Consider the following 26,440-nt stretch of genomic DNA (forward strand, 5'->3'; position numbering starts at 1 on the left):
GTGGAGCTCCGGCCGGTCGGCCTGGAGGCGGTGCTCGTGGAGCTGGGCGCGGACGACCCGACCCCCGCGCGGCTCGCCGAGGTGGTGCGGGAGTCGGTGGGCGGTGGGGTGCTCGTGGAGGTCGTGCCTGCGGCACGCACCCTGCTCGTGGTGGCCCGTGATGTCGAGGCACGGCAGTCCGTGGCTCGCGCGCTGCCCCGGCTGGTGGCGCAGGCGGCGGCCGAGTCCGGTGGGTTGCGCGACCCGGCCGGGTTGCGCGGCCCGGGCGGGCAGAGCGACCCGGCCGAGGTGGGACCGCAGGGCGACCCCGTGACGCTGCGGGTGGTCTACGACGGGGCGGATCTGGACGCGGTCGCGCAGCTGCTCGGTCGCAGCCGGGAGGCGCTGGTGCGCTGGCACGCGCAGACGGCGTGGACGGTCCAGTTCTGTGGCTTCGCACCGGGATTCGGTTATCTCACCGCCGATGAGGGCGGGGTCGACGTGCCCCGCCTGGAGCAGCCGCGCACGCGGGTGCCGGCGGGCGCGGTGGGGCTGGCCGGACCGTGCTGCGGGGTCTATCCGCGCGCCTCGCCGGGTGGCTGGCAGCTGATCGGACGCACCGACGCCGTGCTGTGGGACCTCGACCGGCCCGACCCGGCACTGCTGGCACCGGGGACCCGCGTGCGGTTCGAGCCGGTTCGGCAGGCGTGATGAGCCGCGAGATCCAGCTGCTCGCCACGGGGATGCGCACGCTGGTCGAGGACCTCGGCCGTGCGGGGTACGCGCACCTGGGGGTCCCGACGGCGGGTGCCGCCGACCGGGCGGTGCACCGGCTGGCCCAGCGCCTCGTCGGCAACGACGAGTCGAGCGCAGGGCTGGAGTGCCTGCTCGGCGGTCTGGCGCTGCGGGCGCGGTGTCACACGATCGTCGCGGTGACCGGCGCGCCCGCAGCGGTGACGATCGACGGCTCCGCGGTCGCGTCGGCGCGCCCGCACGCCCTGGCGCCCGGCCAGGTGCTCGAGGTGGGGGAGCCGACCCACGGGCTTCTGGTCTACGTCGCGCTGGCCGGTGGCGTCGACGTGGCTCCGGCGCTCGGGTCCCGGTCGCGGGACACGCTCTCGGGGATCGGGCCGGACGCGGTGCAGCCCGACCAGGTGCTCCGGCTCGGGGAGGTCGACCCCGCGAGCGCGCGTTCGCTCCAGCCGGACGCGTGGCCGCTCGCGGCTGCCGCCGCGCCGGGTGAGGGGCTGGTGCGGCTCGACGCCACCTGGGGGCCGCGCGACGACTGGTTCACCCCAGCGGCCCGCGAGACGCTGGCGAGCACGACCTGGACCGTCCGGGACGACAGCGACCGCGTCGGCACCCGGTTGGCGGGGCCGGCTCTCGAGCGCGTCGACGGCGGCGCGGGCGAGCTCGCGTCGGAGGGGATGGTGCGTGGCGCCGTCCAGGTGACCCGCGCGGGGCTGCCGGTGGTCTTCGGGGTCGACCACCCGACGACCGGGGGCTACCCCGTCGTCGCCGTCCTGGACCCGCGCTCGTGCGACCGGCTCGCGCAGTGCCGGCCGGGCGACCAGGTCGTGATCCGCCCGCGCACGCTCCCGGGATCGCGCGCGCCGGTGAAACAGGCCGGGCTGAAATAAGGTGGGCCGCATGCCCGAGTCACGCGACCCGCAGCAGCCCGGCGGGGAGCCGTCCGGGCAGCCGGCCGCTCCCGAGCTGCCGCCCGTGCTGCCGCTCGAGCTGAGCCCGGCCGAGCTCGCCGCCGTGCTCGACGACCCCGCGACCCGCGACCGGGTCTGCCTGGTCGACGTCCGGGAGTCCTGGGAGCGGGACCAGGCGCTGATCGAGCCCTCGGTGCACCTGCCGCTCGGCACGCTGCACGCTCTCGGTCCGTCGGTGCTGCCGCCCGAGACGGCCGGGCGCGAGGTCGTGTTCTACTGCGCGCACGGGGTGCGCTCGGTGAGCGCGATGTCGATCGCACACCGGTTCCTCGCCGAGCGTGGGCACGGCGTGCACCACCTGCGGGGCGGTCAGGCGGCGTGGGAGGCGTGGCAGCTCGAGCGCGAGGCGCGCGCCCTCGACCAGCTCGAGCAGCTCGACCAGCTCGAGCGCGACGAGCGCCCACCCGTGCGGGCCGTGCTCTTCGACTGGGGCGGCACGATCACGCCGTGGCACACCATCGACCACCGCGGCCAGTGGACGGCCTTCGCCGAGGGGCACGCGAGCGTGGCGGGCCCGCGTGACGGGCTCGTCGACGAGCTGATGCGCGCAGAAGAGCTGGTGTGGAAGCGATCTCGCGCGGAGCACACCAGCAGCCGGTTCGACGAGGTGCTCGCGGCGGCCGACGTCGAGCCCGACAGCGAGGCCACGCGTGCGGGGGTCGCGCACTACCAGAAGCACTGGGAGCCACACACGTTCACCCACCCGCAGGTCCGCGAGTTGTGGACGGCTTTGCGGGACAACGGGATCCGCGTGGGCGTGCTCTCCAACACGTTGTGGACCCGCGACTACCATCGCGCGATCTTCGCGCGCGACGGCGTGCTCGACCTGATCGACTGCGATGTCTACTCCAGCGAGATCGCCTGGACCAAGCCGCACCCGGAGGCGTTCCGGGCCGCCGCCGACGCGATCGGCGTGCCGGCGCACGAGTGCGCCTACGTCGGCGACCGCTCGTTCGAGGACGTCTACGGCCCGCAGCAGGTCGGCATGCGCGCGATCTGGGTGCCGCACTCGCAGATCCCTGCGGCACAACAGGTCTCGCACGACGCGACGCCGGACGCCGTGGCCGACGAGCTCACCGACATCATCGCGATCGTGCAGCGGTGGAACGCCCGTGGGTGACCTCAGCCTCTGGACCGTCGTCGCACTGGTGGCAGCCTCGTTCCTCGCCGGGTGGGTGGACGCGGTCGTCGGCGGCGGCGGGCTGATCCAGCTGCCGGCCCTGTTGCTCGGCCTGCCCGGGGCGACCCCGGCCCAGCTGCTCGCCACGAACAAGCTCGCGTCGATCTGCGGCACGTCGACCAGCGCGCTCACGTTCTACACCCGGGTGCGGCCGGACCTGCGCACCGCCGTCCCGCTCGCGGTCGCGGCGTTCGCCGGCTCCGCCGCCGGGGCGGTGGTGGCCACCCACATCCCGAGGTCGGCGTTCAACCCGATCATCCTGGTGGCGCTCGTCGCGGTCGGCGCCTACACGCTGCTCAAGCCGTCGCTCGGCGCCGCCACGGCGCTGCGCTTCCGCGGTCGCCGGCACCTCGCGGCCGCGCTCGGCACCGGCGCCGCGATCGGGTTCTACGACGGGGCGCTCGGGCCGGGCACCGGCTCGTTCTTCGTCTTCGCGTTGGTGGGCCTCATGGGTTATGCGTTCCTCGAGGCGAGCGCCAAGGCCAAGATCGCCAACTTCGCGACGAACCTCGCCGCCCTCGCCGTGTTCGTCCCGCACGGCGCCGTGCTGTGGGGGATCGGCATCCCGATGGGCCTCGCCAACGTCGCCGGCGGCTACCTCGGGGCGCGCACGGCGGTCGCCCGCGGCAGCGGGTTCGTGCGGGTGGTCTTCATCGTGGTCGTGAGCGGCTTCATCGTGCGGATCGGTGGTCAGCTGCTGGGGCTCTGGTAGACCCCGGCACCAGACTCCTCGACCAGACTCTTCGACCAGACCCCTCGACACCGCTCTTCGACGCCGCAGCCGGTCAGCGCCGCCGAGCCAGCCGGGTGCCGATCCGCTCGCTCAGCCTGCGGCGGCGGGCGGCCCGGATGACCAGCCACCGGGTGATCCCCGCGGCCAGGCCGAGCAGCATGCCCGGCACCATGAAGTAGGTGCCGCCGACCGCGGCGTGCGCGACGTCCTGGTGGTTGACGACGCCGCTGAGGGCACCGACGGCCGCGCCGCCGATCAGCCCGACGACCGCGCCCGCGACGGCGCAGCCCCACACGTGGGCCCGGCCGCGACGTCTACCCGAGGTGATCCGGCGACGCTCCGCGGAGCCCGCGTGCAGGCCGGCCGACAGGACGACGAGCACGAGGACGGGGAGCAGCAGCAGCGCGAGGGTCTGCGAGCGCATGGTCAGCCCCAGGCCTTCACGGGGTGCTCCGGGCGACGCTCGTAGGTGACGAAAGCGAAGCCGTCGCGCTGGTCGCGCGCCGTCTCGGCCCAGACGTCCGGGTCCACCTCGGGGAACCACGCCTCGCCGGGCGGGGCCTGGTCGACCTCGGTGAGCAGCAGCTCGTCGGCATACGGCATCGCGGCGGCGTAGACCTCGCCGCCACCGAAGATGATCGCCTCCGACGTGCGCACGGCCGTCAGCGCCTCGGGGACCGAGTGGGTCACCGTGACGCCGTCGAAGGGCGGGGTCCAGTCGCGCTGCCGGGTGACGACGACGTGCTCGCGGCCCTTCAGCGGGGCGCTGAACTCCTCCAGGGTGGTGCGGCCGAGGACGAGCGTCTGACCCATCGTCACCCGGCGCACGTGCGCCATGTCCTCGGGGATGCGCCACGGCAGGCCGCCCCCGACGGCGCCGATCACGCGGTTGCTGCCGACCGCGGCCAGCATGATGACGCGCATGGTGACTCCTTGGCTGGTTCTCTCGGGCTGCTGGCGGGCTGCCGGCGGGCTGCTCGCGCGGCTCAGACCGCGATGGGGGCCTTGATGGTGGGGTCGGCGACGTAGCCGACCAGCTCGAAGTCGGCCAGGTCGTAGGCGTCGATCGAGTCCCGCGGGGTGATGTGCATCGTGGGGAGCGGCTTGGGGGAGCGGGTGAGCTGCAGCCGCGCCTGCTCGAGGTGGTTGGAGTAGAGGTGGGCGTCGCCCAGGGTGTGCACGAAGTCGCCCGGCGCCAGGTCGGTCTGCTGCGCGACCATCATGGTGAGCAGCGCGTAGGACGCGATGTTGAACGGCACGCCGAGGAAGATGTCGGCGCTGCGCTGGTAGAGCTGGCAGGACAGCCGCCCGTCCGCGACGTAGAACTGGAACATCGTGTGGCACGGTGGCAGCGCCATCTGGTCGACCTCGGCGACGTTCCACGCCGAGACGATGTGCCGGCGGCTGTCGGGGTTGGTGCGCAGCGCGTCGATGACGCCGGTGATCTGGTCGATGTGCCGGCCGTCCGGCGCCGGCCAGGACCGCCACTGGTGCCCGTAGACCGGCCCGAGGTCACCCTGCTCGTCGGCCCACTCGTCCCAGATGCTGATGCCGCGCTCGTGCAGCCAGGCGACGTTGGTGTCGCCGCGCAGGAACCAGAGCAGCTCGCCGATGATCGAGCGCAGGTGCAGCCGCTTGGTGGTGAGCACGGGGAAGCCGGCCGAGAGGTCGAAGCGCATCTGGTGGCCGAAGACGCTGCGGGTGCCGGTGCCGGTGCGGTCGGACTTGTCCACGCCGGTGGTGAGCACGTGGTCGAGCAGGTCGAGATACTGCTGCATGAGGCCCCACCGTAGTCGAGTCGAGACACGAGAATCGCGCATCCACCCGCTCGGGGGTCCGGGTGGATACGCGATTCGTAGGGCTACATCGCTGACACCGCCGGTTTCGTTACAGCGGCCGTCGGAACGCTGATGTGATCTAGGTCATATCCCATCCGTCGGCAGGCGTCGCGATACCCTGACCCCATGACTTCGACGCCCACCTTCGGCCGTGTGCTCACGGCGATGGTCACCCCCATGCACCCGGACGGATCGATCGACCTGGACGGGGTGCAGAAGGTCGCGCGTCACCTGGTCGAGCACGGTCACGACGGCATCGTCGTCAACGGCACCACGGGCGAGTCGGCCACCGTCGACGACCCGGAGAAGATCGAGGCGCTGCGCGCGGTCGTCGACGCCGTGGGCGACCAGGCGATGATCGTCGCCGGCGCGGGCACCAACGACACCCGGCACAGCGTCCGGCTGGCCCAGCAGTCGATGGAGGCGGGGGCGGACGCGCTGCTCGTCGTCACGCCGTACTACAACATGCCTACGCCCGCCGGCATCGTCGAGCACACCCGCACCGTGGCCGCGACCACGGACGCGCCCGTCCTGCTCTACGACATCCCGCACCGGACCGGCCGCGCGCTCACCCTCGAGATCCTCACCGAGCTGGCCAAGGTGGACAACATCGTGGGCGTCAAGGACGCCAAGTGCGACCTGTGGTTCGCGACCACGGCGATGGCCGAGACCGGGCTGGAGTGGTACTCCGGGGCCGACGAGTTCAACCTGCCGCTGCTCGCCATCGGCGCGCTCGGCGTGGTCTCGGTCGTCGGGCACGTCGCGGGCGACGACTACCGCGCGATGGTCGACGCGGTCCTCGCCGGCGACCTCGCCAAGGCGCAGGATATCCACCGGCGGCTGATCCCCGTCGTCAACGCCCTGATGAGCACCTCGCAGGGCGGGATCATGGCCAAGGCGGCCCTGGTCGAGCTGGGGGTGATCGACTCGGCGACCGTGCGGCTGCCCTACGTCGCCTCCACCGAGGACCACCTCGCCAAGCTCCGCTCCGGCCTGCAGGCCTCGGGGATCACCCGATGACCGCCGCCGCCACCGAGCTGCCCGCGCCCCCGCCCCTGCGCGACGACACGCTGCGGGTCTATGCCCTCGGCGGGCTCGGCGAGGTCGGGCGCAACATGACCGTCCTCGAGTACCGCGGGCGGCTGCTGATCGTCGACTGCGGCGTGTTCTTCCCCGAGGAGCACCACCCGGGCATCGACCTGATCCTCCCCGACATCTCCCTGGTCACCGACCGGCTCGACGACATCGAGGCGATCGTGCTGACCCACGGGCACGAGGACCACATCGGTGCCGTGCCCTACCTGCTCAAGCGCAAGCCCGACATCCCGCTCGTCGGCTCCACGCTCACGCTGGCCCTGATCGAGGCCAAGCTGAAGGAGCACCGGATCGTGCCCTACACCCTCGCCGTCCGCGAGGGCCAGGTCGAGCAGCTCGGTGTCTTCGAGTGCGAGTTCGTCGCCGTCAACCACTCCATCCCGGACGCGCTCGCGGTCATGGTGCGCACCGGCGCCGGCACCGTGCTGCACACCGGCGACTTCAAGATGGACCAGCTGCCGCTGGACGGCCGGCTCACCGACCTGCGCGCCTTCGCGCGGCTCGGCGAGGAGGGGGTAGACCTCTTCCTCACCGACTCGACCAACGCCGAGGTCCCGGGTTTCACGATGCCCGAGCGTGACATCGCGCCGGCGATCGACAAGGTCTTCCGGCACGCCACCGGCAAGATCATCGTGGCCTGCTTCAGCTCGCACGTGCACCGCGTCCAGCAGGTGCTCGACGCCGCCGCCAGGGCCGGGCGCAAGGTCGCCTTCGTCGGCCGGTCGATGATCCGCAACATGACCATCGCCAGCGACCTCGGCTACCTCAAGGTGCCGCCGGGCGTCCTGATCGACTTCAAGAAGGTCGACTCGCTGCGCGACGACCAGATCGTCCTGATCAGCACCGGGTCCCAGGGCGAGCCGATGGCGGCGCTGTCCCGGATGGCCAACGGCGACCACAAGATCGAGGTCGGCCCCGGTGACACCGTGCTGCTCGCGTCCTCGCTCATCCCTGGCAACGAGAACGCCGTCTATCGCGTGATCAACGGGCTGATGCGCCTCGGCGCCCACGTCGTGCACAAGGGCAACGCCAAGGTGCACACCTCCGGGCACGCGAGCGCGGGCGAGCTGCTCTACTGCTACAACATCGTCAAGCCCAAGAACGTCATGCCGGTCCACGGCGAGTGGCGTCACCTGGTGGCCAACGGCGAGCTGGCCCGGCAGACCGGCGTCCCCGCCGAGCGGATCCTCACCGGCGAGTCCGGCACCGTGGTCGACCTCAAGAAGGGCGTCGCGCGGATCACCGGCGCCTACCCGGTCGGGCACATCTACGTCGACGGCGCCGCCCTCGGCGACGAGCACAGCGAGGAGCTGCTGCGCGACCGGCGGATCCTGCGCGACGAGGGCTTCGTCACGGTGATCGTGCTGGTCGACACGGCCGAGGGCAAGGTCCTCGCGCCGCCGGAGATCATGACCCGCGGCGTGGCCGAGAAGGACGTCGTCTTCGACCCCATCGTGCCGCGCATCGAGCAGGCCGTCGTCGAGTCGATGGCCAAGGGCAACACCGACACCTACGCGCTGCAGCAGGTCGTGCGACGCACCATCGGCTCGTGGCTCGGCTCCAAGCTGCGCCGCCGCCCGATGATCATCCCGATCGTCATCGACGCCTAGGCCCGATGATCGACTCCTCCTCGAGCGCGCTCCGTCCGCGAGCCACAGCAGCACCCACAGCAAGGCCCGCAGCACGGCCCGCCTGGCGGGTGCTGCACGCCCTGCTGTGGCTCGTCGCGGCGCTCACGGTCGTCGTGCTGGCGCTGCGGTGGGTCGACACCGACCAGCCGTTCCTCGTTGCTGCCCAGGCCATGGTGCCCACCGTCGGCTTCGTCGCCGCCGCGGCGCTGGCCGTCGCCCTGGTCGCCGCTCTCGTCCCGGCTCTGAGTCGTGCGGGCCGCCGCGGCGCGCGCGGTGGCCCGCACGGTGGCTCGCGCGGTGCGGGCCGCGGCACGCGCCTCGTGGCCGTGGTGCTGGCAGCCTGCTGCACGGTCTACGCGATCCTGGCGGTGCCGACGCTCACCCGCAGCACGGTGGCGCCCGAGCCGGGTGACGTGCGGGTGCTGACGGCCAACCTCTACAAGGGGCACGCGGACGCGGCGGCGCTGATGGCGCAGGTGCGCGAGCGCGAGATCAACGTGCTGGTCCTGGTCGAGGTGACCCCCGAGATGGAGCAGCGGCTCGAGGCGGCCGGGCTGCGCGACGTGCTGCCCTACGAGGCGGGCATGACCGCACCAAGCGCCGCCGGCATCCGGGTGTGGACCGGCTTCGCGCGGTCGATCGTCGACAACGGCTGGGGGACCGCGGCCAGCCAGCCCACCATCCGGATCGGCACCGACCACGGCGAGGTGCTGCTGCGGGCCGTGCACCCCGAGGGGCCGACGCTGCAGGACGCCACCACCTGGCGCCAGGAGCAGCGTCTGCTGCAGCGCTGGGTGCGCGAGCAGAGCGGGACCGGACCGCTGGTCGTCGCCGGTGACTTCAACGCGTCCGCGAGCCACCCGGCCTTCCGGGCCACGACCGAGGGGCTGCAGGACGCGGCGCGGGTCGCGGGGCGGGGCTTCATGCCGACCTGGCCGACCGGCCGGACGCTGCTGCGGCCGTTCACCCAGATCGACCATGTGATGGTGCGCGGCATGGCCGTCGTCGACGCCGGCTCGGTGACCATCCCCGGCAGCGACCACGCCGCCGTCTGGGCGCGCCTGCGGATCGGGTAGACCCTGGGGCTGGCTCCTCAGGCAGGGGCGGGCGCCGCCCGGGACTCCTCGGCACCACGCTCGACGGACAGCCGCGAGAGCAGCACCACCGCCCCGAGCAGCATGGCCAGCCCGATCGTCTCGCCCGCCAGGGCGCCCGGGGTGGCGCGCAGCCGCTCGCCGTAGACGAACAACCCGATCGCGAGGCTGAACAGCGGGTCGAGCGACGCGATCGTGGGCAGGCTGGCGGACAGCGGCCCGGCCTGGAACGCCATCTGGGTGAGCACCAGCCCGAGCCCGCCGGCGATGGCGAGGGTCCACAGCTGCCAGGACAGGAGCAGCTCGACCAGGCCGTTGTGGGCGTAGATGCGGGTGCTGGTCTTGATCAGCGCCGCCGTGCACGCGTAGATCGCGGCGATGGCCACGGCGAGCGAGGCCGCCTTGATCGTGGGGCGGGCCCGGCGGGCGATGAGCACGCAGATGATGACGAGCAGCAGCGCCGTGACCCCGACGATGATGGCCGGGGTGCGGGCACCCTTGGCCGCCGGCCCGCGCGGGGACACCGCGCCCGAGGCCCAGAGGAAGAGCACGAGGCCGGCGACGAGCATCAGGGCGTAGCCGAGCTCGCGCTTGCTGAACGGCGTGCGGCGGGTGATGTGGTTGGCGATCAGGGAGAAGACCAGCGCGGTCGTGAGCATCGGCTGCACCACCGACAGGTCGCCGAAGCGCAGCGCCAGCACCTGCAGCAGCAGCCCGGCGCAGTCGGTCAGGATGCCGAACAGCCACAGCGGGTTGCTGACCATCGCCTTGATGAAGGCGCCGATCCGGCCGATCCCGCCGCCACCGACCTGCGGCATGACGTCGGAGCTGTGGTGCTTGAGCACCGTCGACATGGCGAAGCAGAAGGTGCAGCCCAACGACAGGGCGATGACGAGGAGGGTGTTGCTGTCGGCGAGCGCGCCGGCTGCCTGCGGCATAGTGCCCGTCGCCCTACGCGCGCTCGTGCGACGCGACGGCGTCCTGCAGGAGCGGGGAGAGGTCTACGGGGGGCAGCAGGGTCACGTCCGAGCCGCACGCCTCCTCGTAGACGTGACCGAGCAGGGTCAGCGTGTAGGGCCAGATGACCGCGCAGTACTGGTGGGCGTTGTAGTCCTGGATGCTGCGCAGCAGCCCGCGGTCACGGCCGAGGCGCACGAGCGCGGCGGTCATGTCCCCGTCGGTCTCGCAGATCAGGCCCTCGCGCTCGTGCCGGATGAACTCCGGTAGACCACCCGCGGCCTTGGCGATGATCGGCAGCCCCGCGCAGCGCGCCTCGAGGGCGGCGAGGCCGAACGACTCGAGGTCGGCGGGCGCGATGAAGGCGTCCGAGCGCTGGTGCAGGTCCCGGACCTGGGCGGAGGTGAGCCGGCCGTGCAGGGTGACCGAGTCGGTCATGTCGTTGCGCTCGAGGAAGCGCTGCATGGCCTTGAGCCGCGGGCCGTTGCCGGCGATCCGCAGCCGCAGCCGGATGCCGTCCTCGGCGAGCTGGTGCTGGGCGTCGCGGACCATCCGCAGCAGGGGGAGCGGACGCTTGCGGGCCGAGAGCCGCATGACGGCGGCCACGGTGATCTCGCCGTCGATCTCGGTGTGCGGCCGGGTGCGCCGCCAGCGCTCGGGGTCGATGCCGTTGGGGATGACGTGGACGACGGCCCCGTCGGGCAGCACCCGCCGCACGTGCCGGGCGGCGGCGTCGCTGACGGCGGTCCAGACGATGGGCTGGCGGGACCAGCCGATGACGGCGTCGAAGAGCCGGAAGAGCGGGATGATCCAGGCCCAGAGCGAGTGCACCGTGACGACGGTGGGGATCCCGTGCTTGGCCGCGTCGAGGGCCACGAAGAACCCGAGCGGCGTGCCGACCCCGAGGTGGGCGTGCACGAGGTCGTAGCCACCCTCGCGGACCTCGCGGCAGCCGCGCACCCAGGCGGCGGGGTGGATGGCGTCCTGCACGCGCAGGTCCTCGGTCACCCGGATGACCTGGTCGGGGCCGTAGGGCACACCCGCGAGGTACTGCCCGGCGCCGCCGCTCGACCCGTCGCCCGGTCCGTCCTTGGCCGCCGGGGAGCTGGTGATGACGTGCACCTCGTGGCCGGCGGCGCGCTCGCGCCCGGTCAGCTCGGCGACCTGCATCTCGATGCCGCCGAGGCGCGGTAGGTAGAAGTCGGTGACGTGTGCGATCTTCACTGGCTGCTTCCTGTCGTCAGCCCGAGGCGCCGGGTCGGCCCCGCGGGGGCACATGCGGGTGGGCATGTCCATCGATGGTTGCACACTCCTGCAGGGTTCCCCCAGGGCCCAGCCGCCACGGCGGCCCGGCTGGGGACCCTGATCGGATTGTTACCTGAGGTGTCGCGTGTGACTGGTGGGACCGCCGGGGGCTGTCCCGTAGCCTGCAGAGCATGGCGACCCGTGGCTCCTCGTCCTCTGCCCGATCCGCAGCCCGCTCCTCGGGCCGCGGCGGCGCACCGTCGAGCGGTGCCTCGCGGCGCGGTGGTTCGGCCCGGCCGGCGAACGCCTCCGGGCGCGCCGGCCGCTCCCCGGCGCCGTCACGACCCAAGGCGTCCGGCACGCTGCCGCTGCCGCTGCGTGCGGTGCGCGGCACCTGGATGGGGATGGCACACGTCGTCGGCGGGGGAGCCCGCCGCATCGGTAACGGAGCGCGGGACTTGGAACCGGAACACCGTAGGGACGGACTCGGCTTCACCCTGCTGGCCCTCGCCATCGTGGTGGCGGCGCGCGAGTGGTGGAACATGCCGGGCTGGCCGGGTGCCGCGGTGCACGCCGTGGCCGCCGGCACGTTCGGCAAGGTCTCGTTGGCGCTGCCGCTGATCCTGATCGGCTTCGGGTGGCACCTGCTGCGCACCCCCACCGAGACGCACACGACCAACCGGGTCGCCATCGGCATGACCGCGATCGTCATCGCCACCTGCGGGCTGGTCAACATCGCCCACGGCGTGCCCGGCCCCTCCGACGGCAGCGAGGCCGTGCGGGAGGCCGGCGGCATCATCGGCTTCCTCGCCTCGAGCCCGCTCGCCGCCGCCGTCAGCGTGTGGGGAGCGGCGCCGATCCTCGTGCTGCTGCTGTTCTTCGGCATCCTCGTCGTCACGGCCACCCCGGTGCACCTGATCGGGCAGCGCTCGCGCGAGGCCTATCACCTGCTCTTCCACGGTCCCGGCACCGCCGACGTCGCCGAGGACGCCACCGTCGCGTCCGTGCGGCGGCGCAAGCGCGCCCAGGCCGAGGCGCAGGCCGAGGCCGACCGGCTCGCCGGCGAGCGCGACGGCGACGCCGCCTTCGAGCAGGCCGCCACCGTCGACCCGGTCACCGGCAAGACGCTGCGCCGGGGGCTGCGGCCCGGCCAGAAGCGGCCCGAGCCGGGTGCTGACGGTGCGGCGGGTGCCGGTGCTGGTGGCGCTGGTGCTGCGGGTGCCGGTGCTGCTGGGGCCGGCCGTGGTGCTGGGAGCGGTGCAGGGTCTACCGGAGCAGCGGGAGCGACCACCGCGGACCTGCCGGCCGTCAAGCCCTCGACCCCCGTGGGCCCGGTGCCGAGCAAGCCGCAGCTGGAGGCGCCGCCGACCCAGCCGCTGCCGCAGCGGGTCGAGCAGCTGGCGCTCGCCGGCGACATCACCTACACGCTGCCCGAGGACACCATCCTCAAGCCGGGCCCGCCGCACAAGGAGCGCTCGGCCGCCAACGACCGGGTCGTCGAGGCCCTCACCGGCGTGCTCGAGCAGTTCGACGTCGACGCCCAGGTCACCGGCTTCACCCGCGGGCCGACCGTCACGCGCTACGTGGTCGAGCTCGGCCCGGGCGTGAAGGTGGAGCGGATCACGGCGCTGTCCAAGAACATCGCCTACGCCGTGGCGTCCGCCGACGTGCGCATCCTGTCGCCGATCCCCGGCAAGTCCGCGATCGGTGTCGAGATCCCGAACACCGACCGCGAGAACGTCTGCCTCGGTGACGTCCTGCGCAGCCAGGTCGCCCGCAACAACCACCACCCGATGGTGATGGGCGTCGGCAAGGACGTCGAGGGCGGCTACGTGATCGCCAACCTCGCGAAGATGCCGCACCTGCTGGTCGCGGGTGCGACCGGCGCCGGCAAGTCGAGCTTCGTCAACTCGATGATCACCTCGATCCTCATGCGGGCCACGCCCGACGAGGTGCGGATGATCCTCGTAGACCCCAAGCGGGTCGAGCTCACGGCCTATGACGGCATCCCGCACCTGATCACCCCGATCATCACCAACCCCAAGAAGGCCGCCGAGGCGCTGCAGTGGGTCGTGCGCGAGATGGACCAGCGCTACGACGACCTGGCGAACTTCGGGTTCAAGCACGTCGACGACTTCAACAAGGCGGTCAAGGCCGGTCAGGTCAAGCCGCTGCCGGGGTCCGAGCGCGAGCTGCACCCGTACCCCTATCTGCTGGTGATCGTCGACGAGCTCGCCGACCTGATGATGGTCGCCCCGCGCGACGTCGAGGAGTCGATCGTCCGCATCACCCAGCTCGCCCGCGCCGCGGGCATCCACCTGGTGCTCGCCACCCAGCGCCCGTCCGTCGACGTCGTCACCGGCCTGATCAAGGCCAACGTGCCCTCGCGCATGGCGTTCGCCACGAGCTCGCTGGCCGACTCGCGGGTTGTGCTCGACCAGCCCGGCGCCGAGAAGCTGATCGGCCAGGGTGACGCGCTGTTCCTGCCCATGGGCGCCAGCAAGACGATGCGCGTCCAGGGCGCCTGGGTGACCGAGACCGAGATCCACGAGGTCGTCAAGCGGGTCACCGACCAGCTCAAGCCGAGCTACCGCGAGGACGTCACCGTGGTCGCCGAGAAGAAGGTCATCGACGACGACATCGGCGACGACCTCGACCTGCTGCTGCAGGCGGCCGAGCTGATCGTCACCTCGCAGTTCGGCTCCACCTCCATGCTGCAGCGCAAGCTGCGCGTCGGCTTCGCCAAGGCCGGCCGGCTGATGGACCTGCTCGAGTCGCGCGGCGTCGTCGGGCCCTCCGAGGGCTCCAAGGCTCGCGACGTGCTGGTCAAGCCGGACGACCTGCCCGCCACCTTGGCCATCATGCGCGGCGAGGATCCCGAGCCGTACGACCAGGAGGTCGCGGTGGGTGCCGGCGTGGGTGCTGGTGCTGGTGGTGCTGCTGCGCTGGGTGGGGCTGGCGGTGCCTCAGGTGCTGTCGGTGCCTCGGGTGCTGGTGGTGCTGGTGGTGCTGGTGCCTACGCGCCGCGCGCCAGTCTCGAGCGGAACGACCTGGACGACTACGAGCAGGTCGACGCCGACGACTCCGAGGACGCCTGGGGCCTGACCGGCCGCGACTAGGGCGCGGCCGGAGCGTGACCAGAGCGCGACCGGAGCGAGACGCTGCCGCCGGCCCCGACTGGCCCGGACGGTCTACAGGAAGTCCAGCGGGTCGAACTGGTCGATCGGGATGATCCGGACGCGCGGGAGGACCGCGCGGAAGGCGTTGACGTCGTGCTCGAGGTCGAAGAACTCCATGCCGCGGGCCTCGAGGCCGTGGAAGCCGTTGTTGCGGAACTCCGCGAACCCCATGGTGGCGACCCGGCGGTCGCCGTCGACGAGCGTCGTGAGCTGCGGGAGGAAGTCACCGTCGTGGCTGGCGAGGATGACGTCGTCGTCCTCCCGGTCGCGCAGCGCCTCGAGGGTGCGCTGGATGGCGATGTCGACGACCTTGTCCGGCCCCGACAACGGCACCGGCCGGTAGCCCATGGCGAGCAGCGCCTGCACGAAGGTCATCGGCAGCTCGCCGTTGGCGGCGAGGAAGAACAGGCCCTTCGCCGGCTGGTCCCACACCTGCTCGGCGAACCCCAGGACGCGATCCCAGCGCGGTCGCTCCTCGGGCTGCGGGCGGCGACCGAGGATCGCGGTGCCCAAGGTGGCGTCGATGTTCTCGCCGTCCACCAGCAGGTAGGTCGTGCCCCCGTCGGTGCCGGTGCCCGAGGGCTGGCCGGAGCTGTGGGTGGGCCGGTCGTGGCGGCGTCCGCTGTCGCTCATGCGTGCACCATAGACCCCCGCCGGTCACCCTGGCCGGGAGCCGCGCAGCGCCGACCGCCGCGCGGGTCGCCCGGCACTAGGCTGAGAACCCTATGACTGCCACGAGCACACCCCGGTTCGTCTTCATCGACTTCGACGGCACCTACGCCGACCACGGCGTGGTCCCACCCGCTCATGCCGAGGCCGTGCGGCAGGCGTCCGCCAACGGCCACAAGGTGTTCCTCTGCACCGGTCGCCCCAAGTCGATGGTGCCGCCCACGGTCCTCGACGGCGTCTTCGACGGGCTGGTCGGGGCCGCCGGCGGCTACGTCGAGCTGGACGGCGAGGTGCTCGCTGACGTCCGGTTCCCGGCCGAGCTGGGCGAGCGGCTGGTGCGCCTGCTCGACCAGCACCACGTGGTCTACGTCCTCGAGGCGGCGGAGGCCGCCTACACCCGGGCGGCCAGCGTCGACCGTCTCGCCGAGATCCTCCAGGCGACGCTCAAGACCGAGAGGGGCCCACGCGACATCCTCGACAACGTCGTCCCGCTCGAGGCCGTCACCGACCAGACCTTCGCCAAGGTCACCTGCTTCGCCTCGAGCACGCCGCTGCGCGAGGTGCTGGACGAGCTGGGCGCGCCGATCGGCCTGATCCCCAGCTCGCTGCCCGACCTCGGTGACGGGGCCGGCGAGCTCTACCTGCCCGAGATCAACAAGTGGGTGGGGATCGACGTCGTCCAGCAGCGCTACGGCGTGCCGACGAGCGACGTGATCGCGATCGGCGACGGGTGGAACGACCTCGAGATGATCACCCACGCCGGCACCGGGGTCGTAGTCGAGGGGGCTCCGCCGGAGCTGCTCGTTCACGCCGACCTGGTGATCAAGCCGCCCACCGAGGACGGTCTGGTCGCGGCGTTCGCGGAGCTCGGCCTCACCTGAGCATCGGGCGCTGGTGCTGTCGCTGTCGCCGCCCGCACGCTCACTCAGGCGTCGCGACGGTGCGGTCGGGGGAGCGGTGCTGCTGCAGGTCCGCCGCGACCGCCTCGGCGTCGCGCAGCACCCGGAGCACGTTGCCGCCGGCCAGCGCCGCGAGGTCGGCGTCGGACCAGCCCCGCTCGGCGAGCCGGGCCAGCAGCCGAGGGTAGCCCGACACGTCCTCCAGGCCGACCGGCACCTCGCGGGTGCCGTCGTAGTCCCCACCGAGGCCGACGTGCCTCACCCCGGCCACCTCGCGCACGTGCTCGACGTGAGCGACCACGTCGTCGATCGTCGCGCTGGGCTGCGGGTGGTCTACGGAGTAGGTGTGGGTGAAGTCGGTGAACGCGACCCAGTCGCGGGGGTCCACGCCGGCGGCCACGGCTGCCTCCGTGGCGTGGACGTTCCACCCCGCGACGGCCGGCGAGACGAACTTGGGCACGAAGGTCACCTGACACACTCCGCCCGCCGACGCCATCGTGGCCAGCACGTCGTCGGGGACGTTGCGCGGGTGGTCGCACACGGCCCGGGCGCTGGAGTGGCTGAAGATCACCGGCGCTGCGCTCACCCGCAGCGCGTCGCGCATGACGTCGGCGCTGACGTGCGAGAGGTCCACGAGCATGCCGAGGCGGTTCATCTCGCGCACCACCCGCATCCCGAACGCGGTGAGCCCACCATGTCGCGCCTCGTCGGTCGCGGAGTCGGCCCAGCCGATCGTGTGGTTGTGCGTCAGCGTCAGGTAGCGCACCCCGAGCCGGTAGAGCGCCCGCAGCGTCCCGAGGGAGTCGGCGATGCTCTGCCCGCCCTCGGCGCCGAGCAGCGAGGCGATCCGCCCCGAGCGCCACACGGCCTCCAGCTCGTCGGCCGTGGTCGCAAGACCGAGGTGGTCGGGATAGGCGGCGACCAGCTCGTGCACCGCGTCGACCTGCTCCAAGGTGGCGGTGACGGCCTCGTCGTGGCCGAGGGTGGCGGGCACGAATACCGACCAGAACTGGGCCCCGAGGCCGCCCTCGGCCGCGCGGACCAGGTCGGTCTGCAGCCCGTCGACCCGCTGGTCCAGCGCCAGCCCCGCCCAGTCGTAGCGGCACCGGCTGCGCGCCGCCCACGGCAGGTCGTTGTGCCCGTCGATCAGGGGGTGGTCTGCCAGGACCCGACGCACCCGTTCGAGCATGGGTGAGGGGACGGGTGAAGGGGCGGGTGAGGGCGTGAGCGAAGGGGCGGGTGAGGGCGTGAGCGAAGGGGCGGGTGAGGGGGCGGTGGTGTCGGGGCTCGCCATGCCTGCATTGTGGTCCATGCCGCGTAGGGTGGCCTCCATGAGCACGGGAACGACCTCACGTACGGTCGCGGTCGTCACCTTGGGGTGCGCTCGCAACGAGGTCGACTCCGAAGAGCTCGCGGGACGGTTGGCGGACGGCGGCTGGACACTCGTCGACGACGCGGCCGACGCCGACGTCGCGGTCGTCAACACCTGCGGCTTCGTCGAGCAGGCCAAGAAGGACTCCATCGACGCGCTGCTCGAGGCGTCCGACCTCAAGACCACCGGCCGCACCCAGAAGGTCGTGGCCGTCGGCTGCCTCGCCGAGCGCTACGGTCGCGAGCTCGCCGAGCAGCTGCCCGAGGCCGACGCCGTGCTCGGGTTCGACTCCTACACGGACATGTCCGCCCAGCTCGGCGCCATCCTCGGTGGCGCCCACCCGCAGGCCCACGTGCCCTCCGACCGCCGCACCCTGCTGCCGCTCAGCCCGGTCGCACGTCAAGAGGCGCGGCAGGAGGCGCGTGACGCCGCACGCCAGGCGGGGACCAGCCCGGATGCGCTCGGCTCCGGTGACGAGGCTGCTGTCGGGCCGGCGTCCGGGCCGCCCGTGGTGCGCAAGCGTCTGGACGGTCGCCCGTGGGCGCCGCTCAAGATCGCGTCCGGGTGCGACCGCCGCTGCGCGTTCTGCGCCATCCCCGCCTTCCGCGGCGCGTTCGTCTCGCGCCGTCCCTCCGACGTGCTGGCCGAGGCGCGCTGGCTCGCCGAGCGAGGGGTCAAGGAGGTCTTCCTCGTCTCGGAGAACTCCACGTCCTACGGCAAGGACCTCGGCGACCTGCGCCTGCTCGAGACCATGCTGCCGGCGCTCGCCGAGATCCCCGGCATCGAGCGGGTCCGGGTGTCCTACCTGCAGCCCGCCGAGATCCGCCCCGGTCTGCTCGAGGCGATGGCGGGCACCGAGGGCGTCGTCCCGTACTTCGACATCTCGTTCCAGCACGCCTCCGGTCCGCTGCTGCGCCGGATGCGCCGCTTCGGGTCCACCCGCGACTTCCTCGAGCTCATCGAGCGGGTCCGCGCGCTGGCCCCCGACGCGGGGATCCGGTCCAACGTCATCGTCGGCTTCCCCGGTGAGACCGAGGAGGACGTGGCCGAGCTCGAGGACTTCCTCACCGCGGCTCGCCTCGACGTCGTCGGCGTCTTCGGCTACTCCGACGAGGACGGCACCGAGGGCGAGACGCTCTCGGACAAGCTCGACCAGGACACCATCGACGACCGGGTAGACCGCCTGCGCGCCCTCGTCGAGGAGCTCACCTCCCAGCGCGCCGAGGAGCGCATCGGCAGCGTCGTCGAGGTGCTCGTCGAGGAGATCGACGAGGACGGCCGTCCGGTCGGTCGGGCTGCCTTCCAGGGGCCGGACGTCGACGGCACGACCACCCTGGTGCCGGCCGACGACCAGGTCTCCGATGTCGCCGAGGTCGCCCCCGGTGACCTGGTGCGTGCCCGGGTCGTGGCGAGCGACGGTGTCGACCTGTTCGCGGAGCCGATGCCCTGATGACCACGCCGACCGCACCGCGCCAGGTCAGCGCGTGGAACATCGCCAACGCCCTCACGGTCGTGCGCATCCTGCTCGTGCCGGTGTTCATCTGGCTGCTGATGCGCTCCGGCGGTGCCGACGCCGCGGACCGCTGGTGGGCGTTCGCCGTGTTCGTCCTCGCCTCGGTCACCGACAAGCTCGACGGCGAGCTGGCTCGGCGCAAGGGTCTGATCACCGACTTCGGCAAGGTCAGCGACCCGATCGCCGACAAGGCGCTGATGGGCGCCGCGCTCATCTGCCTGTCCCTGATCGGGCTGGTCTGGTGGTGGGTGACGATCCTGATCCTCGTGCGCGAGCTGGGCATCACCCTCATGCGGTTCCTGGTGATCCGGCACGGGGTGATGGCCGCGAGCCGCGGCGGCAAGCTCAAGACCGTCCTGCAGGCGTTCGCCATCGGGCTCTACCTGATGCCGTTCGGGGGTCTGTGGCTGTGGGTGTGCGCGGTGGTCATGGGCGCTGCCCTGGTCGTCACCGTGGTGACCGGCCTCGACTACGTGCTGGCCGCGCACCGGCTGCGTCAGGGCAGCGAGCGCACCGCCCGCAAGCGGGCGGGCAGCCGGCCGCGCCCCGCCGGCCCGCAGCGTCCGGGGGACCCGCAGTGAGCGACCGCCTCGCCGCGCGGCTCGTGCACGAGCTCGGCACGCGCGGGCTCACCGTGGCGACCGGTGAGTCGCTCACCGGCGGCCTGGTGTGCGCCGAGCTGGTCTCGGTGCCGGGCGCGTCCGAAGTCGTGGCGGGTGGGGTCGTCGCCTACACCCACCAGGTGAAGGTCTCGCTGCTCGGCGTGGACGCCGCCCTGCTCGAGCGCGAGGGCGCGGTCAACGCCGCGACCGCCGAGCAGCTCGCCCTCGGTGCTCGCGACGAGGTGGGCGCCCACATCGGGCTCGGGACCACCGGAGCGGCCGGACCAGACCCTTCGGACGGGCAGCCGGTCGGCACGGTCTACGTGGCGGTGGCGGGTGAGGACGTGACGGTGGCGCGCCGGCTCGAGCTGTCCGGCGACCGGGCCCAGATCCGCGCCGACGCCGTCGACGGCGTGCTGGCCCTGCTCGCCGAGCACCTGGCGCTGCCGACGCGCTGAGCGGCACGGGTCGAGCCGCCCGGCGGGTGCCGACACCGCCGCTGCCGGGTGCCGACGGCGCGACCGGGGCACCCCTGTGGGGAATACCGACGTCGACTCCGACGCTGTGGCAGGCTAGCGTCAGGGGTCCGGAACACAGCCGACGAAGGAGGGGCACCATGATCTTGCTGCGACGTGAGCTGGGTGACGTCCTGCGTCGGGTGCGCCGTGACCAGGGCCGCACCCTGCGCGAGGTGTCCGCCGCCGCCAAGGTGTCGCTGGGCTATCTGAGCGAGGTCGAGCGCGGCGAGAAGGAAGCGTCCTCCGAGCTGCTCTTCTCCATCTGCGGTGCCCTGGAGGTGCCGCTGTCGGCCGTCCTGGAGGATGTGTCGGCGCGGGTCGCCGAGACCGAGTCGCTCACCGCTCCGGTGGCTCTGCCCGTGCCGGATCGCACGGTCATCTCCGCGTCTGCGGCCTGATCCCGCGGCCTGATCCCACGGTCGCATCCCGCGGCCTGATCCCACGACGGCACCGCGCGGCGGCCTACCGCATCGACGCGGAGTCGCCGCCACTCGTCACACCTGGCAGCGCGGGCACCACTGCAGCGTGCGGGCCGTTGGCGCTTGCCCCACCTCCACCGAGCGCACGGTCGCCCCGCACCGCGGGCAGGGCTGCCCCGCCTTGCCGTAGACCCGGTGCTCGGCCGGGGGAGGTGCGCCGGCCCGGGCGCGGACCCGATAGGTGGAGCGGCCCGGCCCGTCGACCGCCGCGACCAAGATGGTGCGCGCGTCGCCGACCAGTGCGCCCAGTCGATCACGAGCGTCGGCGTCGGCGACGGTGGTGAGCGGTCCGAGAGCCGCGGCGTGCAGCGCCTCGCTCGCCCACATCGTGCCGAGACCGGCCATCACCCGCTGATCGAGCAGGGTCTCGCCGAGCGGGCGCTGTGGTGTCGACCGCAGCCGGGCGAGCGCCTCGTCGGCGTCGAAGTCCGGATCCAGCAGGTCCGGTCCCAGGTGCCCGACGACCCGGTGCTCGTCGCTCGTGCGCACCAGCTCGACCAGCCCCAGCCGACGCCCCACTGCGACGGCCCCCGGCGCACCCACCACCGCGCGGGCCCACGGGTCGCGCACCGGCGGCCCCGGCGCGCGCACCCGCCACGAGCCGTCCATCCGCAGGTGGGTGTGCAAGGTGATGCCTCGGTCGAGGCGGTGCAGCAGGTGCTTGCCCCGCGCCACCACCTCGACTGTCACCGCGCCGCGCTGGTCGCTCGTGGCGACCGAGGGCCAGCGCAGGTCCCACGTGGTGATGGGCGCCCCGGCGAGCGCGGCGTGCAGCCGCCGAGCAGTGCGCAGCACCGCGTCGCCCTCAGGCACGATCGCCTCCCGTCATCGTTTGCGCAGCCCCTTCGGCGTGGTGTGGAAGCCGGCCCGGGTGAGCGCGGGGACCAGTGGATGGTCGAGACCGAGCACCGGCGCGCCGTCGAGGCGCTCGATCGTGAGCGAACGCAGCGGCACCGGCACGTGCCGCGCCAGAGCACCGGCGGCGGCGTCCAGGACCGCCGGGTCGGTGCTCCAGGAGAGCACCGTGCGACCACCTCGCTCGACGTAGAGCACGAGCTCGCCGTCGACGATCACCACCAGCGCTCCGGCCGTGCGCCCTGGACGGTGGGTGCCGGCCTCGGCCCGCTCGGGCCAGGGCACGGCCGCGCCGTAGACGTTGGCCGGGTCGGTCGCCGCGAGGACGAGGGTGGGCAGCCGATCGGCCGCCCGGTCCCGTGGCTGCCCACCCGTCCGGTCCATTGATCGCCCGCCCGCCGGGTCGGTCAGCCGGTGCGAACTGGCGGCATCGGACGGCTCGCCGGTGTCCCACGGGTCGTCGGCCGCACCGGGCCACCGCGGGTCGGGGTCGTCCGTGGGCAGCGGTCTGCTGGCGGCGCGCAGCCGGTCGATCGCGCCCGTGGTGGCGAATTGGGCCGCGCCGAGACCCTCGACGAAGTAGCCGCGTCGCACCCGCCCCGCCTCCTCGGCCGCGCTCAGGACGCGATAGGTCGTGGCGAACCCACCGGGCGCCCCCTCGGCGAGCACCGCGCCGCGGGTCAGGACCCCGTGCCGGTCGAGCAGCAGCTCGGCCTCGGTCCAGGCGCGCACGGTCGGATCGGTCTCGGGGGCGGGTAGCAGCGACCAGCGGCCCGCAGCCTCCGGCGGGCCACCGCGCAGCACCGCGGGCGCCCGGGTGCCCGGCCCGGTCGCTCGGCCTGCGCCGAGCGACCCCAGCGTCCCGCGTCGGCCGTAGCGAGGTCGCGGTGTCCGAGCCGGTCCGCGGTGGGTCGTGCGCCCGCCGCCGAGGCGGGCCCGCAGCGGGGCGAGCGTGTCGTTGGTGACCAGGCCGGCCCAGACCAACGCCCACAGGTCGCTGGTCAGCGCAGCGTCGTCGGTGCGGCCGAGGGCGTCCGAGAGACTCCGGAAGAAGTGGGCACCGCCGCCACCCAGCTCGTCCAGCAGCTCGCGCTGCTCCGGCGTCAGGTCCAGGCCCTGGTCGTGCTGCGGGTCGTCGCCTGGCCCGAGCACCGAGGGCAGCTCGAGCGTGAGGTGCGCCGTGTCGGCGAGGTGCAGGCTGACCCAGCCGTCGTTGCCGGGCAACGACCCCGAGCCCTGCCACACGACCTCACCGCTCGCCATCACCTCGTCGAGCAGACCGGGCCGGTAGTCGGCGATGCGTGCGGGGAGCACGAGGGACTCGACGGCGCTGGCCGGCAGGCGCGCGCCGCTCAGCTGCTCGACCGCCCGCAGCAGCATGTCCCGGCCGCGGCCCGCGCCCCCGGCCGAACCCGTCGCGCCCTGCCAGGCGGGCACGAACCGGGCCAGGTCGCGGGCGGTCACCGGCTCTACCTCGGCGCGGAGCGCGGCGAGCGAGCGGCGACGCAGCGTGCGCAGGACGTCGGCGTCGCAGAAGTCGACCGCCCGCCCTCCGCCGAGCTGCTCGGGCAGCAGCGCGCCCTCGACGACCTGGCCGCGCTGGACGAGTCGGCGCAGCGCGTCGGACGCGACGGCGCTGCCGATGCCGAGCTCGGCTGCCAGCTCGGCCGCACCGAACGGTCCGTGGGTGCGGGCGTAGCGGACGACCAGCGACCCGAGCGGGTCGTCGATCGGCTCGAGGTGGGCGGCTGCCACGCCGACGGGGACGGCCACGCCGAGCGCGTCGCGCAGTCGACCGGTGTCCTCGACGGTGGACCAGCGCTGCTCGCCGGCCATCGTCACCGCGACGACGCGCCTGGACTGCTCGAGCTCGTGCAACCAGTCGGTCACCGTCGACTGGCCGGCGTCACCGCTGCGGCGGACGACCTGCTCGACCGCGAGTGGACCGAGCACGCGCAGCAGGTCGGCGACGTCCTCGGGACCGCGCGCGGCCCGCTCGGGTGTCAGGCGCTGCAGCTCGGCCGCGGTGCGGGTGATCGCCTCCGGGTCGAGCAGGTCACGCAGCTCGGCCCCGCCGTCCCCGAGCAGCTCACCGAGCAGGGCGGGATCCACCGAGAGGGCGGCTGCCCGCCGGTCTGCGAGCGGCGAGTCGCCGTCGTAGAGGTGCTGGGCGACGTAGCCGAACAGCAGCGAACGGGCGAACGGCGACGGCTGCTGGGTCTGCACCTGCACGACCTGCACCGAGCGCGAGCGCACGCCGCGGAGCACCTCGACGAGCCCAGGCAGGTCGAAGACGTCCTGCAGGACCTCCCGCATCGTCTCCAGCACGATGGGGAAGGTGGGGTAGCGGCTGGCGACCTGCAGCAGCGCCGAGGCGCGTTGACGCTGCTGCCACAGCGCCTGGCGACGGTCCGGCCGGCGGCGGGGGAGCAGCAGGGCACGCGCCGCGCACTCGCGGAAGCGGGCGGCGAAGACGGCGGACCCGCTGAGCTCCTCGCGGACCAGCGCCGACAGGTCGTCGGGGTCGGGCACGAGCAGCTCGAGCAGGTCGGCGTCGAGCGCGCCGAGGTCACCACCGGTGCCGTCGAGGTCGGGGTCGGGCAGCCGCAGCACGATGCCGTCGTCGGCACTCATGGCCTGCACGTCCAGGCCGTAGCGCTCGCGCATCCGCGCCGTGATGGCGAGGCTCCACGGCGCGTGGACGGCATTGCCGAACGGGGAGTGGAGCACCAGCCGCCAGTCGCCAATCTCGTCCCGGAACCGCTCCACGAGCACCGTCCGGTCGTCCGGGACGACACCGGTGGACTCGCGCTGCTCGCGCAGGTAGCCGAGGAGGTTGTCGGCCGCCCACGGGTCGAGCCCGGCCGCGCGCACCCGCTCCTGCGCGCGCTCGGGTGCGGCCGCGCCGAGCTCGCGCACGAACGCGCCGACGGCCTGGCCGAGCTCGAGGGGACGGCCGAGGGTGTCGCCCTTCCAGAACGGCAGACGCCCGGGCTGGCCCGGGGCCGGGGTGACGAGGACCTGGTCGTGGGTGATGTCCTCGATCCGCCAGGAGGTCGAGCCGAGCGTGATGACGTCACCGACGCGCGACTCGTAGACCATCTCCTCGTCGAGCTCGCCGACCCGCCGACCGGGCCCGTCACCGCCGGCGAGGAACACCCCGAACAGGCCGCGGTCGGGGATGGTGCCACCGCTGATCACGGCGAGCCGCTGCGCCCCGGGCCGGCCGGTGATCGTGTCGGTGAGGCGGTCCCAGACGATCCGCGGCCGCAGGTCGGCGAACTCGTCGCTCGGGTAGCGGCCCGCCAGCAGGTCCAGCGTCTCCTCGAGGATCGACCGCGGCAAGGTGGCGAAGGGGGCCGCGCGGTGCACGAGGGCGGCGATGTCCTCGACCCGCCACTCGTCCATCGCGGCCATGGCGACGAGGTGCTGGGCGAGCACGTCGACCGGGTTGGCGGGGACGTGGATCGACTCGATGGCGCCGGCGCGCATCCGCTCCACCACGACGGTGCTCGGCACCAGGTCGCCCCGGTGCTTGGGGAACAGGACGCCATGGGACACCTCGCCCACCTGGTGTCCCGCGCGCCCGACTCGTTGCAGCCCGCTCGCGACGCTTGGCGGGGCCTCGACCTGCACCACCAGGTCGACGGCGCCCATGTCGATGCCGAGCTCGAGGGAGCTGGTGGCCACGACCGCCGGCAGCTGCCCGGACTTCAGCGCGTCCTCGATCAGCGCCCGCTGCTCCTTGGACACCGAGCCGTGGTGAGCGCGCGCCAGCACCGGCGGGGCACCGTGGGAGGACCCGGCCATCGCCATGACCTGAGCCGGGAGTCGGGCGGGCGCACCGACCTCGACGCCATCGTCCTGCGCGCCGGCGACCGCGTCGGCCGCCTCGAGCCGCTCGGCCCAGATCTCGTTGAGGCGCGCGGTGAGCCGCTCGGCGAGACGACGGGAGTTGGCGAAGACCAACGTCGAGCGGTGCTCGGCCACCAGGTCGACGATGCGCTCCTCGACGTGCGGCCAGATCGACGCCGCCCGCGCCGGGTCGGTGCCCGCCGCCGTGGGGTCGTAGACCGGCCCAGGCCCGTCGAGGTCGTCGAGCGCCTGCGCCGACGGGCGGCCCGGCTCGGACAGGTCGCTGAGGTCGCGGACCGGCACGACCACCTCGAGGTCCCACCGCTTGGTCGACGGCGGTTGCACGACCGTGACCGGACGACCGCCCGCGAGGAAGCGCGCGACCTCGTCGACCGGCCGCACCGTCGCGGACAACCCCACCCGGGTGGCCGGCCGGTCGAGCAGGGCGTCGAGACGCTCCAGGCTGAGCGCGAGGTGCGCGCCGCGCTTGGTGCCGGCGACCGCGTGGATCTCGTCGAGGATCACCGTCTCGACCCCACGCAGCGACTCGCGCGCCTGCGAGGTGAGCATGAGGTAGAGCGACTCCGGCGTGGTGATCAGGATGTCGGACGGACGCCTGGCGAAGGACCGACGGTCGGCCGCGCTGGTGTCGCCCGAGCGCACCGCCACGGTGACGTCCGGCACCGGCAGGTCGAGGCGACGGGCGGCGTGGGCGATGCCGACCAGCGGCGAGCGCAGGTTGCGCTCGACGTCGACCGCCAGCGCCTTCATCGGGGACACGTAGACCACCCGGCAGCGCCGCAGCGGCTCCTGCGGCACCGGCTCGCGCACCAGCGAGTCGATCGCCCACAAGAACGCGGACAACGTCTTGCCCGAGCCGGTGGGGGCGACGACCAGCGTGTGCTGCCCGGTGGAGATGGCCTCCCAGGCCCCGACCTGCGCACTCGTGGGCGCGGGGAAGGAGGACGAGAACCACGCGCGGGTGGCTTCGCCGAACCGGTCCAGGACGTCGCTGCTCATGATGGG

The 26,440-nt window shown here is 73.2% G+C and carries 22 protein-coding genes; 13 read left to right on the forward strand and 9 right to left on the reverse strand.

All coding sequences use genetic code 11. From position 1 onward, the window contains the following. Genes MM440_RS13750 through MM440_RS13765 form a run of 4 tightly spaced genes read left to right on the forward strand, consistent with a single transcriptional unit; the run spans position 1 to position 3,592 of the window. On the forward strand, positions 1-690 hold the full coding sequence (locus MM440_RS13750) for a 5-oxoprolinase subunit B family protein (RefSeq protein ID WP_284284548.1): 690 nt from the start codon (positions 1-3) through the stop codon (positions 688-690). Continuing rightward, positions 690-1,619, forward strand: coding sequence for a 5-oxoprolinase subunit C family protein (locus MM440_RS13755; protein ID WP_241444941.1), 930 nt, complete (start codon positions 690-692; stop codon positions 1,617-1,619). Before MM440_RS13750 ends, MM440_RS13755 begins: the two co-directional genes overlap by 1 nt. Positions 1,620-1,629: 10 nt before the next feature. Beyond that, a complete protein-coding gene (locus MM440_RS13760) occupies positions 1,630-2,820 on the forward strand; it encodes an HAD-IA family hydrolase (RefSeq protein WP_241444942.1) in 1,191 nt (396 codons plus the stop codon). Continuing rightward, positions 2,813-3,592, forward strand: a complete 780-nt coding sequence (locus MM440_RS13765; protein ID WP_241444943.1) for a TSUP family transporter — start codon at positions 2,813-2,815, stop codon at positions 3,590-3,592. The genes MM440_RS13760 and MM440_RS13765 overlap by 8 nt, the downstream gene beginning before the upstream one ends. Before the next feature lie 73 nt (positions 3,593-3,665). Here MM440_RS13765 and MM440_RS13770 read toward each other — a convergent pair whose 3' ends face one another. From MM440_RS13770 to MM440_RS13780, 3 genes are all read right to left on the reverse strand, one after another. Then, entirely contained in the window at positions 3,666-4,037 is a 372-nt protein-coding gene (locus tag MM440_RS13770; RefSeq protein WP_241444944.1) for a hypothetical protein, read from the reverse strand. A 2-nt stretch (positions 4,038-4,039) separates the two neighbouring features. Further along, complete coding sequence (locus tag MM440_RS13775) at positions 4,040-4,537, reverse strand: dihydrofolate reductase (RefSeq protein WP_241444946.1); 498 nt, start codon at positions 4,535-4,537, stop codon at positions 4,040-4,042. Between the two features lie 62 nt (positions 4,538-4,599). After that, entirely contained in the window at positions 4,600-5,391 is a 792-nt protein-coding gene (locus MM440_RS13780) for a thymidylate synthase (RefSeq protein WP_241444948.1), read from the reverse strand. A gap of 186 nt (positions 5,392-5,577) precedes the next feature. Between MM440_RS13780 and dapA the strand changes: the two genes are divergently transcribed. From dapA to MM440_RS13795, 3 genes are read left to right on the forward strand one after another with little or no spacing between them, the layout of a single operon-like run. Then, positions 5,578-6,471, forward strand: coding sequence for a 4-hydroxy-tetrahydrodipicolinate synthase (gene dapA, locus MM440_RS13785; RefSeq protein ID WP_241444949.1), 894 nt, complete (start codon positions 5,578-5,580; stop codon positions 6,469-6,471). Further along, on the forward strand, positions 6,468-8,156 hold the full coding sequence (locus MM440_RS13790; RefSeq protein ID WP_241444950.1) for a ribonuclease J: 1,689 nt from the start codon (positions 6,468-6,470) through the stop codon (positions 8,154-8,156). Before dapA ends, MM440_RS13790 begins: the two co-directional genes overlap by 4 nt. A 5-nt stretch (positions 8,157-8,161) precedes the next feature. Next, the gene (locus tag MM440_RS13795; protein ID WP_241444951.1) at positions 8,162-9,253 is read left to right on the forward strand and encodes an endonuclease/exonuclease/phosphatase family protein; all 1,092 of its coding nucleotides are present in this window, start codon (positions 8,162-8,164) and stop codon (positions 9,251-9,253) included. A 17-nt stretch (positions 9,254-9,270) separates the two neighbouring features. Here the strand turns inward: MM440_RS13795 and MM440_RS13800 are convergent, their stop codons facing one another. Both MM440_RS13800 and MM440_RS13805 read right to left on the reverse strand, forming a co-directional pair. Then, on the reverse strand, positions 9,271-10,209 hold the full coding sequence (locus tag MM440_RS13800; RefSeq protein WP_241444952.1) for a DMT family transporter: 939 nt from the start codon (positions 10,207-10,209) through the stop codon (positions 9,271-9,273). Between the two features lie 13 nt (positions 10,210-10,222). Beyond that, positions 10,223-11,452, reverse strand: coding sequence for a glycosyltransferase family 4 protein (locus MM440_RS13805; protein WP_241444953.1), 1,230 nt, complete (start codon positions 11,450-11,452; stop codon positions 10,223-10,225). Between the two features lie 419 nt (positions 11,453-11,871). On the opposite strand from MM440_RS13805, the gene MM440_RS13810 reads away from it, so the two are divergent. After that, the gene (locus tag MM440_RS13810; protein ID WP_420914168.1) at positions 11,872-14,592 is read left to right on the forward strand and encodes an FtsK/SpoIIIE family DNA translocase; all 2,721 of its coding nucleotides are present in this window, start codon (positions 11,872-11,874) and stop codon (positions 14,590-14,592) included. A gap of 72 nt (positions 14,593-14,664) precedes the next feature. On the opposite strand, the gene MM440_RS13815 is transcribed toward MM440_RS13810, so the two are convergent. Then, complete coding sequence (locus MM440_RS13815) at positions 14,665-15,285, reverse strand: NYN domain-containing protein (protein WP_241444955.1); 621 nt, start codon at positions 15,283-15,285, stop codon at positions 14,665-14,667. A 92-nt stretch (positions 15,286-15,377) separates the two neighbouring features. Between MM440_RS13815 and MM440_RS13820 the strand changes: the two genes are divergently transcribed. Next, entirely contained in the window at positions 15,378-16,202 is an 825-nt protein-coding gene (locus MM440_RS13820; RefSeq protein WP_241444956.1) for an HAD hydrolase family protein, read from the forward strand. Between the two features lie 40 nt (positions 16,203-16,242). Here the strand turns inward: MM440_RS13820 and MM440_RS13825 are convergent, their stop codons facing one another. Next, positions 16,243-17,409, reverse strand: a complete 1,167-nt coding sequence (locus tag MM440_RS13825) for a dipeptidase (protein WP_241445074.1) — start codon at positions 17,407-17,409, stop codon at positions 16,243-16,245. A 142-nt stretch (positions 17,410-17,551) separates the two neighbouring features. Between MM440_RS13825 and rimO the strand changes: the two genes are divergently transcribed. From rimO to MM440_RS13845, 4 genes are all read left to right on the forward strand, one after another. Beyond that, on the forward strand, positions 17,552-19,042 hold the full coding sequence (gene rimO, locus MM440_RS13830; RefSeq protein WP_241444957.1) for a 30S ribosomal protein S12 methylthiotransferase RimO: 1,491 nt from the start codon (positions 17,552-17,554) through the stop codon (positions 19,040-19,042). Then, positions 19,042-19,686 carry a CDP-diacylglycerol--glycerol-3-phosphate 3-phosphatidyltransferase gene (gene pgsA, locus MM440_RS13835; RefSeq protein WP_241444959.1) on the forward strand — a complete coding sequence of 215 codons (645 nt, stop codon included), beginning with the start codon at positions 19,042-19,044 and terminating at the stop codon, positions 19,684-19,686. The genes rimO and pgsA overlap by 1 nt, the downstream gene beginning before the upstream one ends. Next, positions 19,683-20,165: a CinA family protein gene (locus MM440_RS13840; RefSeq protein WP_241444962.1), complete on the forward strand. Its 483-nt coding sequence runs from the start codon at positions 19,683-19,685 to the stop codon at positions 20,163-20,165. Before pgsA ends, MM440_RS13840 begins: the two co-directional genes overlap by 4 nt. A gap of 158 nt (positions 20,166-20,323) precedes the next feature. Next, on the forward strand, positions 20,324-20,623 hold the full coding sequence (locus tag MM440_RS13845) for a helix-turn-helix domain-containing protein (RefSeq protein ID WP_241444964.1): 300 nt from the start codon (positions 20,324-20,326) through the stop codon (positions 20,621-20,623). 96 nt (positions 20,624-20,719) lie between these two features. Here the strand turns inward: MM440_RS13845 and MM440_RS13850 are convergent, their stop codons facing one another. After that, positions 20,720-21,517, reverse strand: coding sequence for an Fpg/Nei family DNA glycosylase (locus tag MM440_RS13850; protein ID WP_241444966.1), 798 nt, complete (start codon positions 21,515-21,517; stop codon positions 20,720-20,722). A gap of 12 nt (positions 21,518-21,529) precedes the next feature. Beyond that, positions 21,530-26,434 carry an ATP-dependent helicase gene (locus tag MM440_RS13855; RefSeq protein ID WP_241444968.1) on the reverse strand — a complete coding sequence of 1,635 codons (4,905 nt, stop codon included), beginning with the start codon at positions 26,432-26,434 and terminating at the stop codon, positions 21,530-21,532. Between the last annotated feature and the right edge of the window lie 6 nt (positions 26,435-26,440).

This window comes from Arsenicicoccus piscis (assembly GCF_022568835.1).
GTDB classification, from domain to species: Bacteria; Actinomycetota; Actinomycetes; order Actinomycetales; family Dermatophilaceae; genus Arsenicicoccus; species Arsenicicoccus piscis.